Here is a 16,215-nt window from a genome sequence, read left to right on the forward strand (position 1 = left end):
GCGGCTTGTCACGAAAAGTGTCGAGACTTATAACGAGAACACTCACCCGCCGCAAGCCGAGTCGAACCGTTGTAGAATGCGCGGCCCTTGTCTTTACCGGAATCTGTAATGGATCGCCCGCGTTTTCGAGCTGTATTTCTTCACCCGCGTTTCTGGCTGTTATGGCTGGGGCTCGGCCTGTTGTGGCTGGTCACTCAACTGCCGTATCGCGCGCTGCTGACCATTGGTCGCCTGCTGGGCGCCGGCATGTACCGTGTGGCCGGCGAGCGTCGCCGCATTGCCGCGCGCAACCTGGAACTGTGCTTCCCGGAAAAATCCGCCAAAGAGCGCAAACAGCTGCTCAAGGAAAATTTCGCCTCCACTGGCATCGCCTTCTTTGAGATGGCCATGAGCTGGTGGTGGTCGCGCCAGCGCCTGGCGCGCCTGGCCCACGTCGAGGGCCTGGAACACCTCAAGCAAGCCCAGCTGGATGGCAAGGGCGTGATCCTCATGGCCCTGCACTTCACTACCCTGGAAATCGGCGCGGCGTTGCTGGGGCAAAAGCACACCATCGATGGCATGTACCGCGAGCACGGCAACCCATTGTTCGACTACATACAGCGCCGTGGCCGCGAGCGCCACAACCTCGATTCCCTGGCCGTGGAGCGCGAAGACGTGCGCGGCATGCTCAAGCTGCTGCGCGCCGGCCGGGCCATCTGGTACGCGCCGGACCAGGACTACGGCGCCAAGCAAAGCATCTTCGTGCCGCTGTTCGGTATCCAGGCCGCCACCGTGCCGGCCACCAGCAAGTTCGCCAAGCTGGGCAAGGCGCTGGTGGTGCCGTTCACCCAGCAGCGCCTGGCCGATGGCAGCGGTTACCGCCTGGTGATTCATCCGCCGCTGACTGACTTCCCAGGCGAGAGCGATGAAGTCGACTGCCTGCGCATCAACCAATGGGTAGAAGCCTCGGTACGTGAATGCCCTGAGCAATACCTGTGGACCCATCGCCGCTTCAAGAGCCGGCCACCGGGTGAGCCTAAGCTGTACGAAAAACGCCGCCGATAAGACAGACATTTCCCCACATGGAGTGACGCAATGCGCCCAGCTGAACCGGTTACAGGCTTGATTCTTTCCGGCGGCGGGGCGCGAGCGGCGTATCAAGTGGGGGTATTGGCGGCAATTGCCGAACTGTTGCCGCCGGGCGCACCCAACCCTTTCCCGGTGATTGTCGGCACCTCGGCCGGCGCGATCAATGCGGTGAGCCTGGCCAGTGGCGCCACGGACTTCAGGGCCGCGATACAACGTCTTACCGCTTTCTGGCAGGGCTTCCGTAGCCATCTGGTGCTGCGCAGTGATTGGCCGGGGGTGATCCGCCAGGCCAGCCGTTTCTTGATCCACAGCCTCCTGGGCCTGGGCGCTCAGGTGCCGGTGGCGCTGCTCGACAGCACGCCCCTCAAAGCGCTGCTCAAAGACAAGCTGCACTTGCCCGGCATCGATGAAGCCATTCGCAATAAGCACCTGCACGCGGTGGCGGTCACGGCCTTCGGTTACGAGTCCGGCCACGCAGTGACCTTCTACCAAGGCGGCGGCACCATCGACGCCTGGTTGCGCCATCGTCGCATCGGCATGCCCACACAACTCACGGTTGAACACCTGCTGGCCAGTTCAGCGATTCCCTTGCTGTTTGCGCCGGTCAAGCTCGACCAGGAGTATTTCGGCGACGGCGCCGTACGGCAGTCGGCGCCCATCAGTCCGGCGTTGCACCTGGGGGCCAGTCGCGTGTTGGTGGTTGGCGTCAGCGGCAACCCACGCGGCAATGAACCCGCGACGCAACGTACCTACACCGGCCAGGAGCCGACCTTGGCACAGATCGGCGGGCATATGCTCAACAGCACCTTCATTGACAGCCTGGAAAGCGATATCGAGTTGCTGGAGCGCTTGAATCAGTTCAGCCATGCCGCGCCTGGTGTGGCGGCGGTGGACGTGCTGGTGATTGCACCTAGCCAGCCGATCGATGAAATCGCCGCGCGGCACCGTCAGGAATTGCCGGCGGCATTGCGCTTGTTTTTGCGTGGGCCGGGGGCGACCAAGACGAGTGGGGCAGGGGTATTGAGTTACTTGCTGTTCGAGGCGGGGTATTGCAGCGAGTTGATCGAGTTGGGGCGCAAGGATGCGCTGGCCAAGCGCGAGGAACTCACCCGGTTCCTCGGCCTGACACCGAACCTGTAGGAGCCGGCTTGCCGGCTCCTACGAGGGTCAATCAGAAGTGATACTTGACCAGGAAGCTCGCAGTGTCCTGGTTAGTCTTGAACGCGCCCGAATCTTCGATCCCGTACTTGTTCTTCCAATAGTCGTATTCAAAGCCGACATACAACTGCTTGTCGCCCCAATGCAGCGCTTTACCCAGGTCATATTTGACCTGCGGGTTGAAGTGCAGGTTGGCGTGGTAAGTGCCACGGGCGTTCTTGTCGTTGTCGACTACCCAGTCCATAAAGCCGTCGATCAGGATATTCGAGTTGCCCACCGGGATCGTGTACGACCACACCGGAGTGATCTGCCAAACACCGTCACCCGGGCGATTGCCTTCGGTCTGGCGCTGGTAGAAGTTCAACTGGAAGTAGTCGAAGCCGGGGATGTTCAGGTCAAAGCCAGGGCCGAGCAGGTACGACTCGTTATCGCCTTCGCCAAACTCGTAAGTGAACGCCAGCAGCACGTCTTTGATTGGGCCGAACGACAGGTCTTTATCAAAGATCTTGCCGAACGACAGGCGCGGGCTTATTTCACCGTAGTAAGTACTGGGACCGACGTTGCCGTCTTCCTTGCCGTTGTAAAAGATGCGGTCGACGAAGATAAAGTTGTCGCCGTATTTCCAGGCATCGGCATGTTCGAACGTGACGGTTTGCTGGATCTGCGGGTTGACGGTAAAGCTCTTGCCCCACAGATAAGTCAGGCTGTTGTTCTGCCACTGCAACAGGTCACCGGCCACGGCTTGGCCACCGGCCAGCAGTGATCCCGCCAGCATCAGGCCTTTGAACATAGGTTTCATTCGGTTGCTCCCGAGTTAAAGTTTTATGGTTTTTCTTCTACGCAGGCGCTCTGGTGTGGCGCCTTTTGGTTCGCTGAAAAAATCGTCTGTTCGGTCAGCTTTAGTGCTTTTAGCAAGAGCTGCGCCAAGGTGTTTAAAAAGCCAAAAAATCCCTGTCGGCTGCATCGGATGCAGTCGAATTCAGAGGACTTTTGCGCACTTTGGCCGCAGACATAAGGCCGGGATAAGTTGGCCTTGCAGTCAGTTTTTACATTCGCTGTTTTTTTTTGAGTCGATTCGAGCGGGCGCGGAGAATACTGGCTCCCAGGCCGTGGCTCAAGTGCGCTGTTAGAGCGCGCGTGGGGCGAGAATGGGGCACGGCTTGTGGCCGGCCCCAAGTGAAGGGTGTGCATGTTGATATTCCTGTTTCGTTATTGTTTTTGTTAGAACGAAGGAATCAATGCGTAGGGGCAACTTCAGGGCGTTCCGCGCCGCCCAGGATGTTGAACAGGATATTCAGCGACAACGCGCTGAGCGTGGCCATGGCGATGCCGCTGTGGGTAATCGGGCTCATCCACAACGGTAGCTGCGCGAAGAACTCCGGGCGCACCACGGGGATCAGGCCCATGCCGATACTGACCGCCACCAGCAACTGGTTGCGACGGTCGGCGATGTCGGCTTCCTGCAGGATCTTGATCCCGGTCGCCGCCACCATGCCGAACATGGCGATGGCCGCGCCGCCCAGCACCGCCGGAGGAATCGACGCCACCAGGTAGGCGGCCTTGGGCAACAGGCTCAGCACGATGAGGAAGACCCCGGCCATAAGGGTGACCGAACGGCAACGCACGCCGGTCATCTGCACCAGGCCGATATTCTGTGCGAACGAGGAGTGGGTAAAGGTGTTGAAGAAACCGGCAAAGAACGACGCGCCGGCATCACACAGCAGCCCGCGGCGTAGCATCTTCGGCGTGACGTCTTGGCCGGTGATCTTGCCCAGGGCGAGGAACATCCCGGTGGACTCGACAAAGATGATCACCACCACCAGGCACATCGACAGGATCGGCGCCAACTCGAACGTAGGCATGCCGAAATGCAAGGGTGTCACCACCTGCACCCAGGGCGCCATTGCCAGGCCGCTGAGGTCCACCATGCCGAGTGCACCGCACAAGGCGTAGCCCAGGCCCATGCCGATCAGCACCGAGATGTTCACCCAGAAGCCGCGCATGAAGCGGTTGATCAGCAGGATGGTGGCGAGTACCAGTGCGGCAATCGCCAGGTAGATTGGTGAGCCGAACGTGGCGGTGGCACTGCCGCCGCCGGCCCAATTCACCGCCACCGGAAACAGCGACAGGCCAATTGCAGTGATCACTGTGCCAGTCACCAATGGCGGGAAAAAACGCACGACCTTGGACATGAACGGCGCGATGAGCATGCCAAAGAACCCGGCGGCGATGGTCGCGCCGAAGATCCCCTGCAACCCGATGCCTGGCATGCCGGCCATCGCGACCATGCTGCCGACGGCGGCAAAACTGGCGCCCATCATCACCGGCATGCGAATGCCCACCGGGCCAATGCCGAACGACTGCACCATGGTGGCGATACCGGCCACGAGCAGGTCGGCGTTGATCAGAAAGGCGATTTCTTCACGGCTCAGGCCGGCGGCCTGGCCAATGATCAGGGGCACGGCGACGGCGCCGCCGTACATCAGCAAGACGTGTTGCAGGCCTACCAGAATCAGTTGCAAGAGGGGCAGCCGCACCATGGCGGGCGCGGCGGGAATCTGCGGTTCGGCTAACTCGGTCATGCAACACCTCGGATCTTTTTTATTTTTGTGTTGTGTGGAACGCAATCTCTACAGCACCACAAATCCTCTGTGGGAGCGGGCTTGCTCGCGAATACGGTGTGTCAGTCATTGAGTGTGCTGACTGATCCAGCGCCTTCGCGAGCAAGCCCGCTCCTACATTTGGATCTGTGTGAATCAGTCAGTTAATTGGTGCGGGCTCCCTGGTTGATCCAGGTACCAATCAAATCCCGCTCCTGTTGGGTCATCTGGGTGATGTTGCCCAACGGCATGATCTGGCTCGTCACGGCTTGCGCTTGAATACGCGCGGCCTGCTGCTGGATCTGCGCCGGTGTGTCAAACATCACCCCGGCCGGCGCGGTGCTGAACAGCGGGCTGGTGGGCTTGGCCGAATGGCACACAGTGCAACGCTGCTCGATCACGCTGTGGATCTGGCCGAAATCCGTGGTGGCCTGGGCCGGGGCCGGTTCAGCGGCCGGAGCAGCCGGTGCGGCAGGTGCAGCGGGTTTCAAACCACCGCCCAGCGCCGTTTCCGGCAATGGCTGGTACTCGATGGCGGCGGGCGCCTTGGCCACTTCTGGTGCGGTCGACACCGGTTTTGGTCCGGTGACGTAGGCCAGACAGATCATCGCCAGCGCGCCAACCGGCAAGGTCCACGCATACTTCTGGCTGTTGTGACGGGTATTGAAGTAGTGCCGTACCAACACCGCCGCCACCGCGATACCCGCCAGGATCAGCCAGTTGTATTGGCTGCCGTAGGTGCTCGGGAAGTGGTTGCTGATCATGATGAACAGCACCGGCAAGGTGAAGTAGTTGTTGTGACGCGAACGCAGCAAGCCCTTGGCCGGCAGTGCCGGGTCGGGCGTGCGGTTCTCTGCGATCGCTGCGACCAACGCGCGTTGCGCCGGCATGATGATGCGGAACACGTTACCGACCATGATGGTGCCGATCACCGCACCGACGTGCAGGTAGGCGCCACGGCCACTGAACACTTTGCTGAAGCCGTACGCGGCGGCAATCAACAGCACGAACAGAATGAAGCCGAGCAGGGCAGGGCGCTTGCCCAGGGCCGAGTCGCAAAGGAAGGAGTAGATGAACCAGCCGGCGAACAGTGAGCCTATGCCCAGCAACACGCCTTCCGGACCACTGAGGCTGCTGCCTGGGGCCAGCAGGTACAACGTGGGGTTCCAGTAAAACACCACGCACAGCAGCGCAATGCCCGACATCCAGGTGAAATAGGCTTCCCATTTGAACCAGTGCAGGTTGTCCGGCATGGTCGGCGGCGCCAGTTTGTATTTTTCCAGGTGGTAGATACCGCCACCGTGGATCGCCCACAAGTCACCGGCCAGGCCGCTCTTGGGGTTGACGCGATTGAGGTTGTTTTCCAGCCAGACGAAGTAGAAAGAAGCGCCGATCCACGCGACGCCCGTGATCATGTGAACCCAGCGCACGCTCAGGTTCAGCCATTCCATCAAATGTGCTTCCACAGTCTTTACCTCTCGCCTGTCACCCTTGTTGTCGGGTGATCAGACCTTCTCTTATTGGTGGGGGGCGAGGATCAACCGCTCATCCTCTTTGAAAAAATGCTCATCGCAGTTATTGCCTGTGCCACTGCGATCAACCACCAGGAAGTCATCCCGCTTTTCGATCGTCAGCACCGGGTGGTGCCAGACGCCGCGATGGTAATTAATGCCCTGCCTGCCGTTGGTGACGAAGGCGCGGACCAAGCCCGATACAGGTTCATCGCCAAGTGGCGCGACCACGATCAGAAAGGGGTTGCCGAGCAGCGGAATGAAAGCCTGGCTGCCCAGCGGGTGTCGTTCCAGCATGCACACAGTCAGCGGCATGTCCTGCGCGTCGGCGCGGAAGATGCTGATGATGGCGTGGTCTTCCGGCTGTGCGGTTTCGACCGTGGCCAATTTGTGAAAGCGCATGGTCGACCCGTTGTTGATCATGAAGTGATCGCTGCCGTCGGTTTCGATAACGTCTCCGAAAGGCGCGAAGGCTTCTTTGGTCAGGGGTTCGATCATCAGTGTGCGCATGGCTGTCTTCTTAAGTTTCCGAATTTGATGTTGTCTGGTCTACCGCTATCGCGGGCAAGCCCGGCTCCCACATTTGACCGCGTACCCCTGTGGGAGCCGGGCTAGCCCGCGATTGGGTTCACCTTTATTTCGCTACCTTGCCCAAGACGCGAAGGCGGCTCACACCACCATCCGGGAACACATTCAGGCGGATGTGGGTAATCGGCCCCAGTGCCTTGATCTGCTCGGCGAAGGTGTGTTCGGCGTGCATTTCCAGTTTCTGCGCCGGCAGCAATTCGCGCCAGAACAACGATTGGGTTTCGATCTGGCTGTCGGTGCCGCCCTTCACGAAGGCGCCCTGGATCGAGCACGTGTCCGGGTAGTTGCCCTTGAAGTGCAGGGTATCGACGATGATCTTCTCGATCTCGCCCGGGTGGCCCAGGGCGACGATCACCCAGTCATTGCCTGGCGTGCGACGACGTGCGGTTTCCCAGCCGTCGCCCATGTTGATGCCACGGCCTGGGTTGAGGATGTTGCTCATGCGGCCGAAGTGTTCATCGGAGCAGGCCAGGGCGCGACCGCCGTTCAGTGCGGCAGCCAGGTCGACCTGTTCGTTGTCGCCCACCGAGGACCAGTCGCGGAACGGCACGCCGTACACGCGCAGACGGGCCACGCCGCCATCCGGGTAGATGTTGAAACGCAGGTGGCTGAACGCCTGGTCGTTGTTGATCTCGTGGTAGTGGTGGCTGTTGCCTTGCAACTCGACGGCGGACAGCACTTCCACCCACTGGGTGTTGTCATCCGGCTCGCCCGAAGCCAGGAAGCAGGCTTCCAGGGAGGCCGACGGCGGGAAGTTGCCGGTGAAGAATGAAGTGTCGATGTCCACGCCCTTGATCGAACCGGGTACACCCAGGCGGATCACTGCGCTGTCGTAGCCTTCGAAGCGCTTGCGGCGCGACTCCCAGCCGTCCATCCACTTGCCGTTGTCATCGAAAACGCCCTCCTTCCACACGGCCGGGGTCGGCTGGAACAGGCGGTTGGCGTCGGCGAACCAGTCATCGGTGACGGAGATGATCTTGGTGCCCAGGCGGGCGTCGGCCAGGTTGACGAACTTTTCGAAAGGTACGGCGTAAGCTTTCATTCTTCTTGTCTGCCTTAAAAAGAGTGGCTGGGGATGGTCGTTTAGAGGGTCAGTAATCGGAACAACGCGATCTTGTTGATCTCGGCCAGTGCGCATTTGAACTCAGTGTCCGCCGAGTGGTGGATGCGCGTTTCGAACGCGGCCAGGATCTGATGTCGGTTGCTGCCTTTTACCGCCATGATGAAGGGAAACTTGAACTTGGCCTTGTAGGCATCGTTCAGCTCGGTGAAGCGTGAGAACTCTTCGGCCGTGCATTGGTGAATACCGGCGCCAGCTTGCTCATTCGTGCTGGCTTCGGTCAGTTGGCCCTGGACGGCGGCTTTGCCGGCCAGGTCCGGGTGAGCGTTGATCAGCGCCAGTTGACTGGCATGATCAGCGCTCAACAGGATGTCGCTCATGCGCTGGTGCAGGGTTTCGATCTGGTCGATCGATGCGTCCTGGCCCAGCGCGAAGGCCTTTTCGGCCACCCATGGCGAATGTTCGTAGATGTCGGCGAAGGCGTTGACGAATTCATCGCGGCTCAGGGTCGACGGCTTAAGGGTTTGGAACGCAGTCATTTCGCTGCTCCCGTGTACGGATGGGTTTCCTGCCAGTGACGGGCGATATCGACGCGGCGAGTGAACCACACGTGTTCGTGACCTTTGGCGTACTCGATAAACCGCTTCAACGACGCCAGGCGTGCCGGACGGCCGATCAGGCGGCAATGCAGGCCGATGGAAAGCATCTTCGGCGCCTCGGCGCCTTCGGCGTAGAGCACGTCGAAGGCGTCCTTGAGGTATTCGAAGAAGTCATCGCCCTTGTTGAAACCCTGCACCTGGGTGAAGCGCATGTCGTTGGTGTCCAGGGTGTAGGGAATCACCAGGTGCGGCTTGCCGGTAGGGTTGTTGGGCTCCCAGTAGGGCAGGTCGTCGTCGTAGGTGTCGCAGTCGTAGAGGAAACCGCCTTCCTCCATCACCAAACGCCGGGTGTTGGGGCCGGTGCGGCCGGTGTACCAGCCCAGTGGGCGTTCGCCAGTCAGTTCGGTGAGGATGCGGATCGCTTCGAGCATGTGCTCGCGCTCCTGGGCCTCGTCCATGTACTGGTAGTCGATCCAGCGGTAGCCGTGGCTGCAGATTTCGTGGCCGGCCTCGACCATCGCGCGGATCACATCCGGGTGACGCTGGGCAGCCATGGCCACGGCGAAGATGGTCAGTGGGATATCGAATGCTTTAAACAGCTTGAGGATGCGCCACACGCCGGCACGGCTGCCGTATTCGTACAGCGACTCCATGCTCATGTTGCGTGCGCCTTGCAGCGGCTGGGCCGAGACCATTTCCGAAAGGAAGGCTTCGGACTCTTTGTCTCCGTGCAGGATGTTGCGCTCGCCACCTTCTTCGTAGTTGAGTACGAAAGACAGCGCAATGCGCGCCTTGCCCGGCCAGTGGGGTTGAGGAGGGTTACTGCCGTAACCGATCAGGTCGCGTGGGTAGTCAGCGCTCACTGCAGTCTTCCTTCTTGTTCGTCGTGTTAGCGATGAGTGATTGTATACAACTTATTGTCCACTTTGTAAGCCTAGATTTCTGCATTTTTTCCGCGGGCCACTGGAATAAACACCTGCAAGAAACTTGCCCAACCGGTCAGCTAACCTGGCAAAAATTCCTTGCGGGAGCGAGTGTGCCCGTGAAAAACATGAGAGCGTCAACTTTCACCCTGAACGCCAGGGTTTTTGTTGACGATTTTCGCGAGCGCGCTCGCTTCCAAAGGGGAGCGATGGCGTGTTGAATTTATTGTGTACAATTTTATTTAAAAGTGTCTTAATCAGTCACTGCCGGCTTTTTCGCTGCTCTGAAAAAGTGCGGATCACTCTTCTACTGACTACGGGAGGCGCGTAGACGCCATGGGACGTTTGACCACACACGTTTTGGACGCCGCACACGGTTGCCCCGGCAGCGCGATCAAGGTGGAGCTGTACCGCGTCGAAGGCGCACAGCTGGAGCGGGTAGCCACCGCTGTGACCAACAGCGACGGCCGCTGCGACGCGCCATTGTTGCAAGGCGATGATTACCGCAGTGGGGTGTACCAGCTGCAATTCAGCGCGGGTGATTATTACCGCGCCCGTGGTGTGCAACTGCCAGAGCCTGCCTTCCTCGACGTGGTGGTGCTGCGTTTCGGCATCAGCGCCGAACAGGATCACTATCATGTCCCGCTGCTGATTTCGCCTTACAGCTACTCCACCTATCGCGGTAGCTGAGCGTCACCTCGCTTCACACCCCCAAAGCTCTTCGTTGGTTTCGCCCGCGCACACTGCGGGCTTTTTTTTGCCCGTTGCACGGCTAACTATCTAGTGCCGTGGGGCGGTTGGTGATGTTTAGGCTGGGCGTTTTCCTCCTCGATAAGAAAGCATCATGACATTGCCCACGGATCACCCGAGCGCTGCGCCCTCTTTCGATCCCGACGATCCCCACGCGTTACAGTCTATTCGGGAGCCATTGATGCGGCGGATCGCCGCCGCCACCCGCCCCAGCCGTCTGATCAATCAGATCGCGCTTGCCGACTCGCGGTGTAAAGAGTCGACGCATGAACTTGCTCGCCTGATAGGGCGTTCGCCCAAAATCCTGGCGGTCATTCGCGCCCAGTTACGCAAAGCGTTCGCAATGGATCCGGATAGTCTGTTGTTTACCGAGTCCAGGCCACCGGGCATACCCCACAAAGTCGACAGCCTGACCGACCGGGCGTTGTCGTTATTGGCCCTGCCCACGGTGGTGACCAACGTCAATCAATTCACTGCATTGAGTGTCAGGGGCGATCCGAACAAGCAGTTAGCGTACACGCCGCAGGAGGTTTTGCAGCGTGTTATAGCGCTGAGGCTCTTTGAGCGACTGGATCACGCGGCCTCGCGCTATTGGAACACCCTGGTGCCTGGATCCTGGCTCACACGTCGCGAGCGTTGGGTCGAGTTGCAAAAGGCGCTCTTCGCCGACCGTGCCTTCATGGCGTTGCAGTTGGAGGAGTTGACGAGTGCGGGCATGGCCATGGTTCAAGCCCTGATCGATGCTCCGGCCGCAGCAGCGCGTGAGCGCGCCGGTGGGGAGTGGGCCAGCGTGAAAGTGAGCCAATTGATGTGGCCGGGTACTCCTGCCATCGCGATTCCCGGTGCGTTGTATCTTTACCGGGAGGGCAATTCCAGCGATGCGTCACATGTGGTTTATCTACCGGGGGCGGTTCGGAATTTTTACGAGGCCGCGTCCTTCAATGCCCTGCAGTGCGACCTGCTGGCGTTGAACGAGTCCCTGTTCCATGAGCTCTGGGATTGCTTGCCGATCAGTCGCCGTAAGGCGTTGCACCGGCCGGCAGATATATCGCCAGCGGCTGGTTTTATTTGTGGCTTGGAGGTGATGGACGATGCACTGGAGCAGGGCGCCCAGGCGTTACTGGCCGGGCAATGGAACAACGAGCTGGGATGTGCGGTAAAGGTTCATTTTGCGCACGTGTTTTCTGACCAGAAACCCGCACCTCAACCCCTGAACGCAGCGCTGTTTCTTACGCATGCGCAGTGCGCCCGAAAGCAATTGGCCGGTGGCGCTCGGCTCGGCTCCATGGGCGATCACTTGCTCAGGTGGGACCAGCAACGACGCGCTGAAGAAATAGTCTTCGCCAGTTCAGCGCCGGGTTTGGCCCTGCTCACCGAGGAACAGCAGGTCAAGCGCTATGAAAAACGTCTGCTCGCACTGCTCAACCTGGATGACATCAGCGCAGAAACGCCAGCCTATCTGGAGATCATGTCCCTGATGGGGCAACTCAGCGTGCATGCCTTTGTGCTGAATACGGCGATGCAAAACGCAAGGTCCCGGCTGCTCGAGCTGGCTTTCTGGGCGGAGCGTCCTGACGGAGCAGGTAGAGCCCGACGGGTTAATCGTTTTATGCAGGCCCAGACCGAATCCTTGCGGTGTGAGGTTCAGTTGCTACACCGACTCAAGTTGATCGGTACGGCCCATCGAGATTTGGTGATTGAAGTGGTAGCGCAGCCCTCGGCAACCCGATCCGCGGACACTGATACCCGGGTGTTGTCGATTGCGGTGGGCAGCGAGCCGGACGCCTTCTACCCGCTTCATAACGTCTGGGTGATAACGACGGCGGCTGCGATGAGGGTCCCGACCCGCCAGCATCCGGTGGTGTTGTACGCGTTTGGAGTGGAGGGTGGGGTAAAGGCGTTTTCCTGTGTGGACGCATTGACCCGGAGCCTAAAGGCCAGCTTGAGCAGCCTTGACGGCTCGGTGCTGTGGGGCGCTGTCGAGCGTGATAAACGCCGCGACCTGCGTGCCCATGCGGCGCGGGCAACACTCGCTGTTCGCTACCTTGAGATCAAGGGCAAGCCAGCGCTGGCCGCACTGAAAAAATTGCTCGGTTGTTACCATCGCCTGGAGACAAGCACCGAGGACATTACACGCATTTTCAGTGAGGTAAAGGGCCCCGAGTTGAGTCGTGCGCTATTGAGGGGCGAGCTGGAGGAGCAGCTGAAAATCCCCGTCAATAATGCCCTGAGCCAGGCTTGGGCGAATGTCGAGCTACTGCGCAAAACCGTGTCTGAGGCGAAGAAACTGCCCACGTGGCTGGCATATGCCACGCGCGCCCAGCGTAAAAAATTCATGCACTTGCAGCGTCTGTACCTGAGCAGTACCTATGCCTTCGAAAACCGGCTTGAGTACGTGCTGCCTGACCTGTATACGTTCGCCCGTCGCACCTTGAAGACTCGCTTGAGTCAGGATGGTATCTCCCCGCAGTGGGATATCGATGCGCCCTTTATTGATATGCCTGATGGCGTATACGGCAGCTTTTGTGTCGGCTCAGCCACGTGCACGGTGGGCGATCGCAACATAAGACTGACCCCGACCGCTGAGCGGACAACGTTCAGTCTGCTGCAACTGGCACTGCACAACCTGGACCCGCTGGCCCCCTGGACGAAGTGGCGACTCAATCGTGCCCGTTATCTAAAGCCTGACTGGCAGCAGCGGCTCAATGCGGGTTACCTGATCAGTCTGGTGTCCTCACTGGATATCGGCGGCCAGTACGATGCGTTGATCAATGAGGTGTTTTATCCACGCGTTGACGCTCACGGAAGGCCCGGCGAAGGGCGTATTCCCGAGCTATTGAATCGTGCCTTGCGCACCGGCTTTGAGCATCATCTTTTCTCGGCCGCTCAGCGGGGGCTGTCGGCTACCGCACAGCGTGTATTCAACACGGCAATGGCGGCAAGAACACCGCAAGATCTGTTGAAAAACCAGCACCAGTTGCAGTTGTACGTGATTCAATTGGTGGGGCACACGATGCTGCATGATCGCTATATCGCGGGGATTGTGCTGGTGCACGACGAGACTTCCGGGGTGTGCGTGGTCTATTGGCCCGAGGCGGCGCAAAACCTGATACTCACCGAGCACGGCAGCCTGCAACGGGCCCATGATGAACTCAACCGTATCGGTGCATTGCCGGACAACGCCAAGGCGCTGGCGCGACAGGTCGCCCCCGGTTGGGCAATTGATCCAATAACCCATCATCCGGATGGCATCACCTTCAGTTTGCTGGACCGATTACCTGGTTTTTTCATGGTGAAGGGGGTTTGGCAGGGGCTTGAATTTGTACGCTCATTTAGCATCAAGCACCTGGAGCCCACACCGATACCGGACCTGATTGAAGCTCAAGTCCTCGAGCAGATTGCCTGTGATCCACAGCACTGGCTGGCGGTTGTCCCAACCTCTCACAGCCATGCCCAGGCCTTGCTGTACCGCGCCAGCGTGCTTGAACTGCAACGCCGGACCCAGGCCGCCAGTGATTCCGGCAAGACGCTGCAGGAATATCGAGCTCGCCGCCTGGGTGAGCAGAGCGATGCCACCCGGCGTAGGTTGGTAGGTTTTTTTTCTCCGCTCTACGGGATGTTCAATGAAGCCTATGAGTTGTTGCTGGTCGCGCGGCGTTTTCATCGTTTTGGTGATGCTCACGATGCCGTCGATGTGGGTTTTATGAGCGTGTTTTTGGCGATCGACCTGTTTTCGAACTTCATACCCGGCCCGAGGAAGGCGGGCAGTGCCGTACCCCGTATTGCACGGCCAACACTGAGCGCCGTGTTGGGTCGGATACATCGCTTGCGCATGGCCGAAAACAGTGGGCCTTCGCGCTTTGCGCCACCCGCGGTGACTCAGCTCAAAGCGCTGGAGCGTTTCAAGGTCAAAGGCGTACCTGAGGGAGCCGTAGCGCTCAAAGGTGCCAGCGAGCGTGGTGTCTACGTGAAAAATGGCGAGTGTTTCGTGGAGGATGGCACCCACCAGTTTCCGCTTTACCGGCGCGGCAGCGAGCAGTGGTTGCGTCTGAAAAACCGGCAGTCACCGGGTCAAGACGAACTGATTCTGACTATCCACCAGCCCAGGGAATGGTTACTGAGCGCGGATGCGCCGCAACCGATGGCGGGGCCGAGTTCGGGCAGTCTCAACCCGTGGCGTCCACCCACGCCACCGCCGCCCGATTGGCGCCCACCGACTGTGCGCGGGGCAACGGAAGACGCCATTCGTCAGTCAATGACGACGTATGAGCATTGGTTAAACTGGCGTACCCAACCTCCGGACACGCAGATGAGTTCCCCGGCGCCTGGGATATTTCATAACGCGTTGGATGCTCGGGGATTTCCGCACAATCTGCTGCAGATGGCGCCCCCTGATGCCGGCGTGCTTGATCTGTGGAGTGGTTATTACAGGCTGCTCCCGCAAGGTGACCAGGCGCCCTTGGATGGCATCGTGTTTATCCACCGCAATGAGCCGCTGGTTTCACTGGCGACCCTGAGCCTTGAACGCTGGGCAAGCTCGGAGTTACACGAGCAGCCCTTTCCGGTGTCACGTAATCCTGCGGGTCACTGGCAGGTTCATAAACGCTTGTTCGATAGGCCTTTGTCGCAGTCTGTAGGCACAGCGTTCCCGACCCTTACCGCCAAAAGCCGAGAGTTTGCCGTGGCAAGGATTATTGAATTGTCAGGCCCGGAGCGTCCCGCGACGGCCAGTCACATGCTCAATGTCAGGGCGACGCTGGACAATTGGTTGCCCGCGGCCCCCGCGAGGCCGGGTCAGACGGATGATTTGCTGAAAATGCTGCGGGCCACCGAGAGGGGAAGAACATCGATATTCATTAGTCTGGAAGACAAGGCCCCAGGCTTCACTCGTGTCGATTTTCGGATCCACAATTTGGACCCGGCGCTTCGCCCCCGGGGCGGCAGGCAGACGGAGCAGCGGGGTATTGCAATGCGTCAGGCTGTCACGCGGGAGTTGCAGCAGCAGGGCTTCGATGTGCAGCAGGTTCAGGTAAGACGTTCGAATGTACTTGTACATGACCTGATCGCGACTCATCCCCTTTCCAGTTCGAACGAGGTTTACTACCTATCAACCCATTGGACTTACGCAGGTACGATAAGGTTGAACACACGGCTGACGAATGAATGGTTCAAAAAAACCTTCATCGACCATCCTCATCTGCTTCCGTTGGCAAGCGTCAAGCGTGCCATGAGGGAAAACCGTCTGATCAGGATTGTTGCAGGCATTCAATGGAGTACTGAGGGCATGAGTCAACCCAGCGTTTATTTTGCCAAAGTCAGCCCGTCCTGACCTTGATCAGCGCCATCACCCCCGCGCCGCCGAATAGCCCCGCACTGACACGGTTGAACCAGCTCTGGCCGTTGCCGCTGCGCAGATAGCGCGCAGCGCCCTGGGCGCCAAGGCCGTAGGCCAATTTGCAGAGCAGATCGAGCATGGCCCAGGTGGCGATCATGACCAACAGTTGTGAGAGGAACGGTTGCTCGCGGTTGAGAAACTGCGGCAGGAAAGCAGCAAAGAACAGGATGTCCTTGGGGTTACTGGCGCCCAGTACAAAGGCGCGGCCAAACAAGGCGCGAAAACGCGGTGTGGCGATGGCCTGGGGGACTACCGCACCCTGGGAGGGTTGGCGCGATTGCTGCCAACTCTGCCAGGCGAGGTAGAACAGGTAGAGCGCGCCGACGATCTTCAGTGCGCTGAACACTTGTTCTGAGGCCAGCAGCAACGCGCCCAGGCCAAGTGCCGAGGCGCTCAACAGACAGATTGAGGCAAACACGCCGCCAAGAAACGCCGGGTACGAGCGACGCAGACCATAGTTGAGACTGTTGCTGATCATCAACAGGGACAGTGGCCCCGGGATCAGGATCACGATCAATGCCGCGCCGCTGAACAGCAGCCAGGTTTCCAGGGTCATGCGTCAC

13 protein-coding genes are annotated in these 16,215 nt (G+C 59.6%); 4 read left to right on the forward strand and 9 right to left on the reverse strand.

Features of this window, described 5'->3' with window-relative positions:
* Positions 1-108 precede the first annotated feature (108 nt).
* Entirely contained in the window at positions 109-1,044 is a 936-nt protein-coding gene (locus tag AC4PS7_RS11395; RefSeq protein WP_010208829.1) for a lipid A biosynthesis lauroyl acyltransferase, read from the forward strand.
* Positions 1,045-1,074: 30 nt separating this feature from the next.
* Complete coding sequence (locus AC4PS7_RS11400; protein ID WP_021490810.1) at positions 1,075-2,208, forward strand: patatin-like phospholipase family protein; 1,134 nt, start codon at positions 1,075-1,077, stop codon at positions 2,206-2,208.
* Between the two features lie 31 nt (positions 2,209-2,239).
* Here AC4PS7_RS11400 and AC4PS7_RS11405 read toward each other — a convergent pair whose 3' ends face one another.
* From AC4PS7_RS11405 to puuE, 8 genes are all read right to left on the reverse strand, one after another.
* Positions 2,240-3,025, reverse strand: coding sequence for an outer membrane protein OmpK (locus AC4PS7_RS11405; protein WP_010208831.1), 786 nt, complete (start codon positions 3,023-3,025; stop codon positions 2,240-2,242).
* A gap of 23 nt (positions 3,026-3,048) precedes the next feature.
* Entirely contained in the window at positions 3,049-3,417 is a 369-nt protein-coding gene (locus tag AC4PS7_RS11410; protein WP_198581077.1) for a hypothetical protein, read from the reverse strand.
* 44 nt (positions 3,418-3,461) lie between these two features.
* Complete coding sequence (locus AC4PS7_RS11415; protein ID WP_010208832.1) at positions 3,462-4,808, reverse strand: nucleobase:cation symporter-2 family protein; 1,347 nt, start codon at positions 4,806-4,808, stop codon at positions 3,462-3,464.
* Positions 4,809-4,990: 182 nt separating this feature from the next.
* Entirely contained in the window at positions 4,991-6,292 is a 1,302-nt protein-coding gene (locus AC4PS7_RS11420) for a urate hydroxylase PuuD (protein ID WP_021490809.1), read from the reverse strand.
* 51 nt (positions 6,293-6,343) lie between these two features.
* Complete coding sequence (locus AC4PS7_RS11425; RefSeq protein WP_010208834.1) at positions 6,344-6,847, reverse strand: ureidoglycolate lyase; 504 nt, start codon at positions 6,845-6,847, stop codon at positions 6,344-6,346.
* 124 nt (positions 6,848-6,971) lie between these two features.
* Positions 6,972-7,967, reverse strand: coding sequence for an allantoicase (gene alc, locus AC4PS7_RS11430; protein ID WP_010208835.1), 996 nt, complete (start codon positions 7,965-7,967; stop codon positions 6,972-6,974).
* Positions 7,968-8,008: 41 nt separating this feature from the next.
* On the reverse strand, positions 8,009-8,524 hold the full coding sequence (gene uraD / locus AC4PS7_RS11435) for a 2-oxo-4-hydroxy-4-carboxy-5-ureidoimidazoline decarboxylase (RefSeq protein ID WP_350487778.1): 516 nt from the start codon (positions 8,522-8,524) through the stop codon (positions 8,009-8,011).
* Positions 8,521-9,447, reverse strand: a complete 927-nt coding sequence (puuE, locus tag AC4PS7_RS11440) for an allantoinase PuuE (RefSeq protein ID WP_305469331.1) — start codon at positions 9,445-9,447, stop codon at positions 8,521-8,523. The genes uraD and puuE overlap by 4 nt, the downstream gene beginning before the upstream one ends.
* A 396-nt stretch (positions 9,448-9,843) precedes the next feature.
* Here puuE and uraH point away from each other — a divergent pair, with 396 nt between their 5' ends.
* Together uraH and AC4PS7_RS11450 are read left to right on the forward strand one after the other, a co-directional pair.
* Complete coding sequence (gene uraH, locus AC4PS7_RS11445; RefSeq protein WP_010208838.1) at positions 9,844-10,197, forward strand: hydroxyisourate hydrolase; 354 nt, start codon at positions 9,844-9,846, stop codon at positions 10,195-10,197.
* 154 nt (positions 10,198-10,351) lie between these two features.
* On the forward strand, positions 10,352-15,586 hold the full coding sequence (locus AC4PS7_RS11450; protein WP_492179409.1) for a dermonecrotic toxin domain-containing protein: 5,235 nt from the start codon (positions 10,352-10,354) through the stop codon (positions 15,584-15,586).
* Here AC4PS7_RS11450 and AC4PS7_RS11455 read toward each other — a convergent pair.
* Positions 15,573-16,208 carry a LysE family translocator gene (locus tag AC4PS7_RS11455; protein WP_010208841.1) on the reverse strand — a complete coding sequence of 212 codons (636 nt, stop codon included), beginning with the start codon at positions 16,206-16,208 and terminating at the stop codon, positions 15,573-15,575. The genes AC4PS7_RS11450 and AC4PS7_RS11455 overlap by 14 nt on opposite strands.
* Positions 16,209-16,215: the final 7 nt, after the last annotated feature.

This window comes from Pseudomonas sp. DW-iso3 (assembly GCF_058725305.1).

What these genes read in the sequence shown, in the direction of transcription:
- AC4PS7_RS11395 (WP_010208829.1), top strand. Translation starts at nt 109, where the DNA reads ATGGATCGCCCGCGTTTTCGAGCTGTATTTCTTCACCCGCGTTTCTGG.
- AC4PS7_RS11400 (WP_021490810.1), top strand. Translation starts at nt 1,075, where the DNA reads ATGCGCCCAGCTGAACCGGTTACAGGCTTGATTCTTTCCGGCGGCGGG.
- AC4PS7_RS11405 (WP_010208831.1), bottom strand. Translation starts at nt 3,025, where the DNA reads ATGAAACCTATGTTCAAAGGCCTGATGCTGGCGGGATCACTGCTGGCC.
- AC4PS7_RS11410 (WP_198581077.1), bottom strand. Translation starts at nt 3,417, where the DNA reads ATGCACACCCTTCACTTGGGGCCGGCCACAAGCCGTGCCCCATTCTCG.
- AC4PS7_RS11415 (WP_010208832.1), bottom strand. Translation starts at nt 4,808, where the DNA reads ATGACCGAGTTAGCCGAACCGCAGATTCCCGCCGCGCCCGCCATGGTG.
- AC4PS7_RS11425 (WP_010208834.1), bottom strand. Translation starts at nt 6,847, where the DNA reads ATGCGCACACTGATGATCGAACCCCTGACCAAAGAAGCCTTCGCGCCT.
- alc (WP_010208835.1), bottom strand. Translation starts at nt 7,967, where the DNA reads ATGAAAGCTTACGCCGTACCTTTCGAAAAGTTCGTCAACCTGGCCGAC.
- uraD (WP_350487778.1), bottom strand. Translation starts at nt 8,524, where the DNA reads ATGACTGCGTTCCAAACCCTTAAGCCGTCGACCCTGAGCCGCGATGAA.
- uraH (WP_010208838.1), top strand. Translation starts at nt 9,844, where the DNA reads ATGGGACGTTTGACCACACACGTTTTGGACGCCGCACACGGTTGCCCC.
- AC4PS7_RS11450 (WP_492179409.1), top strand. Translation starts at nt 10,352, where the DNA reads ATGACATTGCCCACGGATCACCCGAGCGCTGCGCCCTCTTTCGATCCC.
- AC4PS7_RS11455 (WP_010208841.1), bottom strand. Translation starts at nt 16,208, where the DNA reads ATGACCCTGGAAACCTGGCTGCTGTTCAGCGGCGCGGCATTGATCGTG.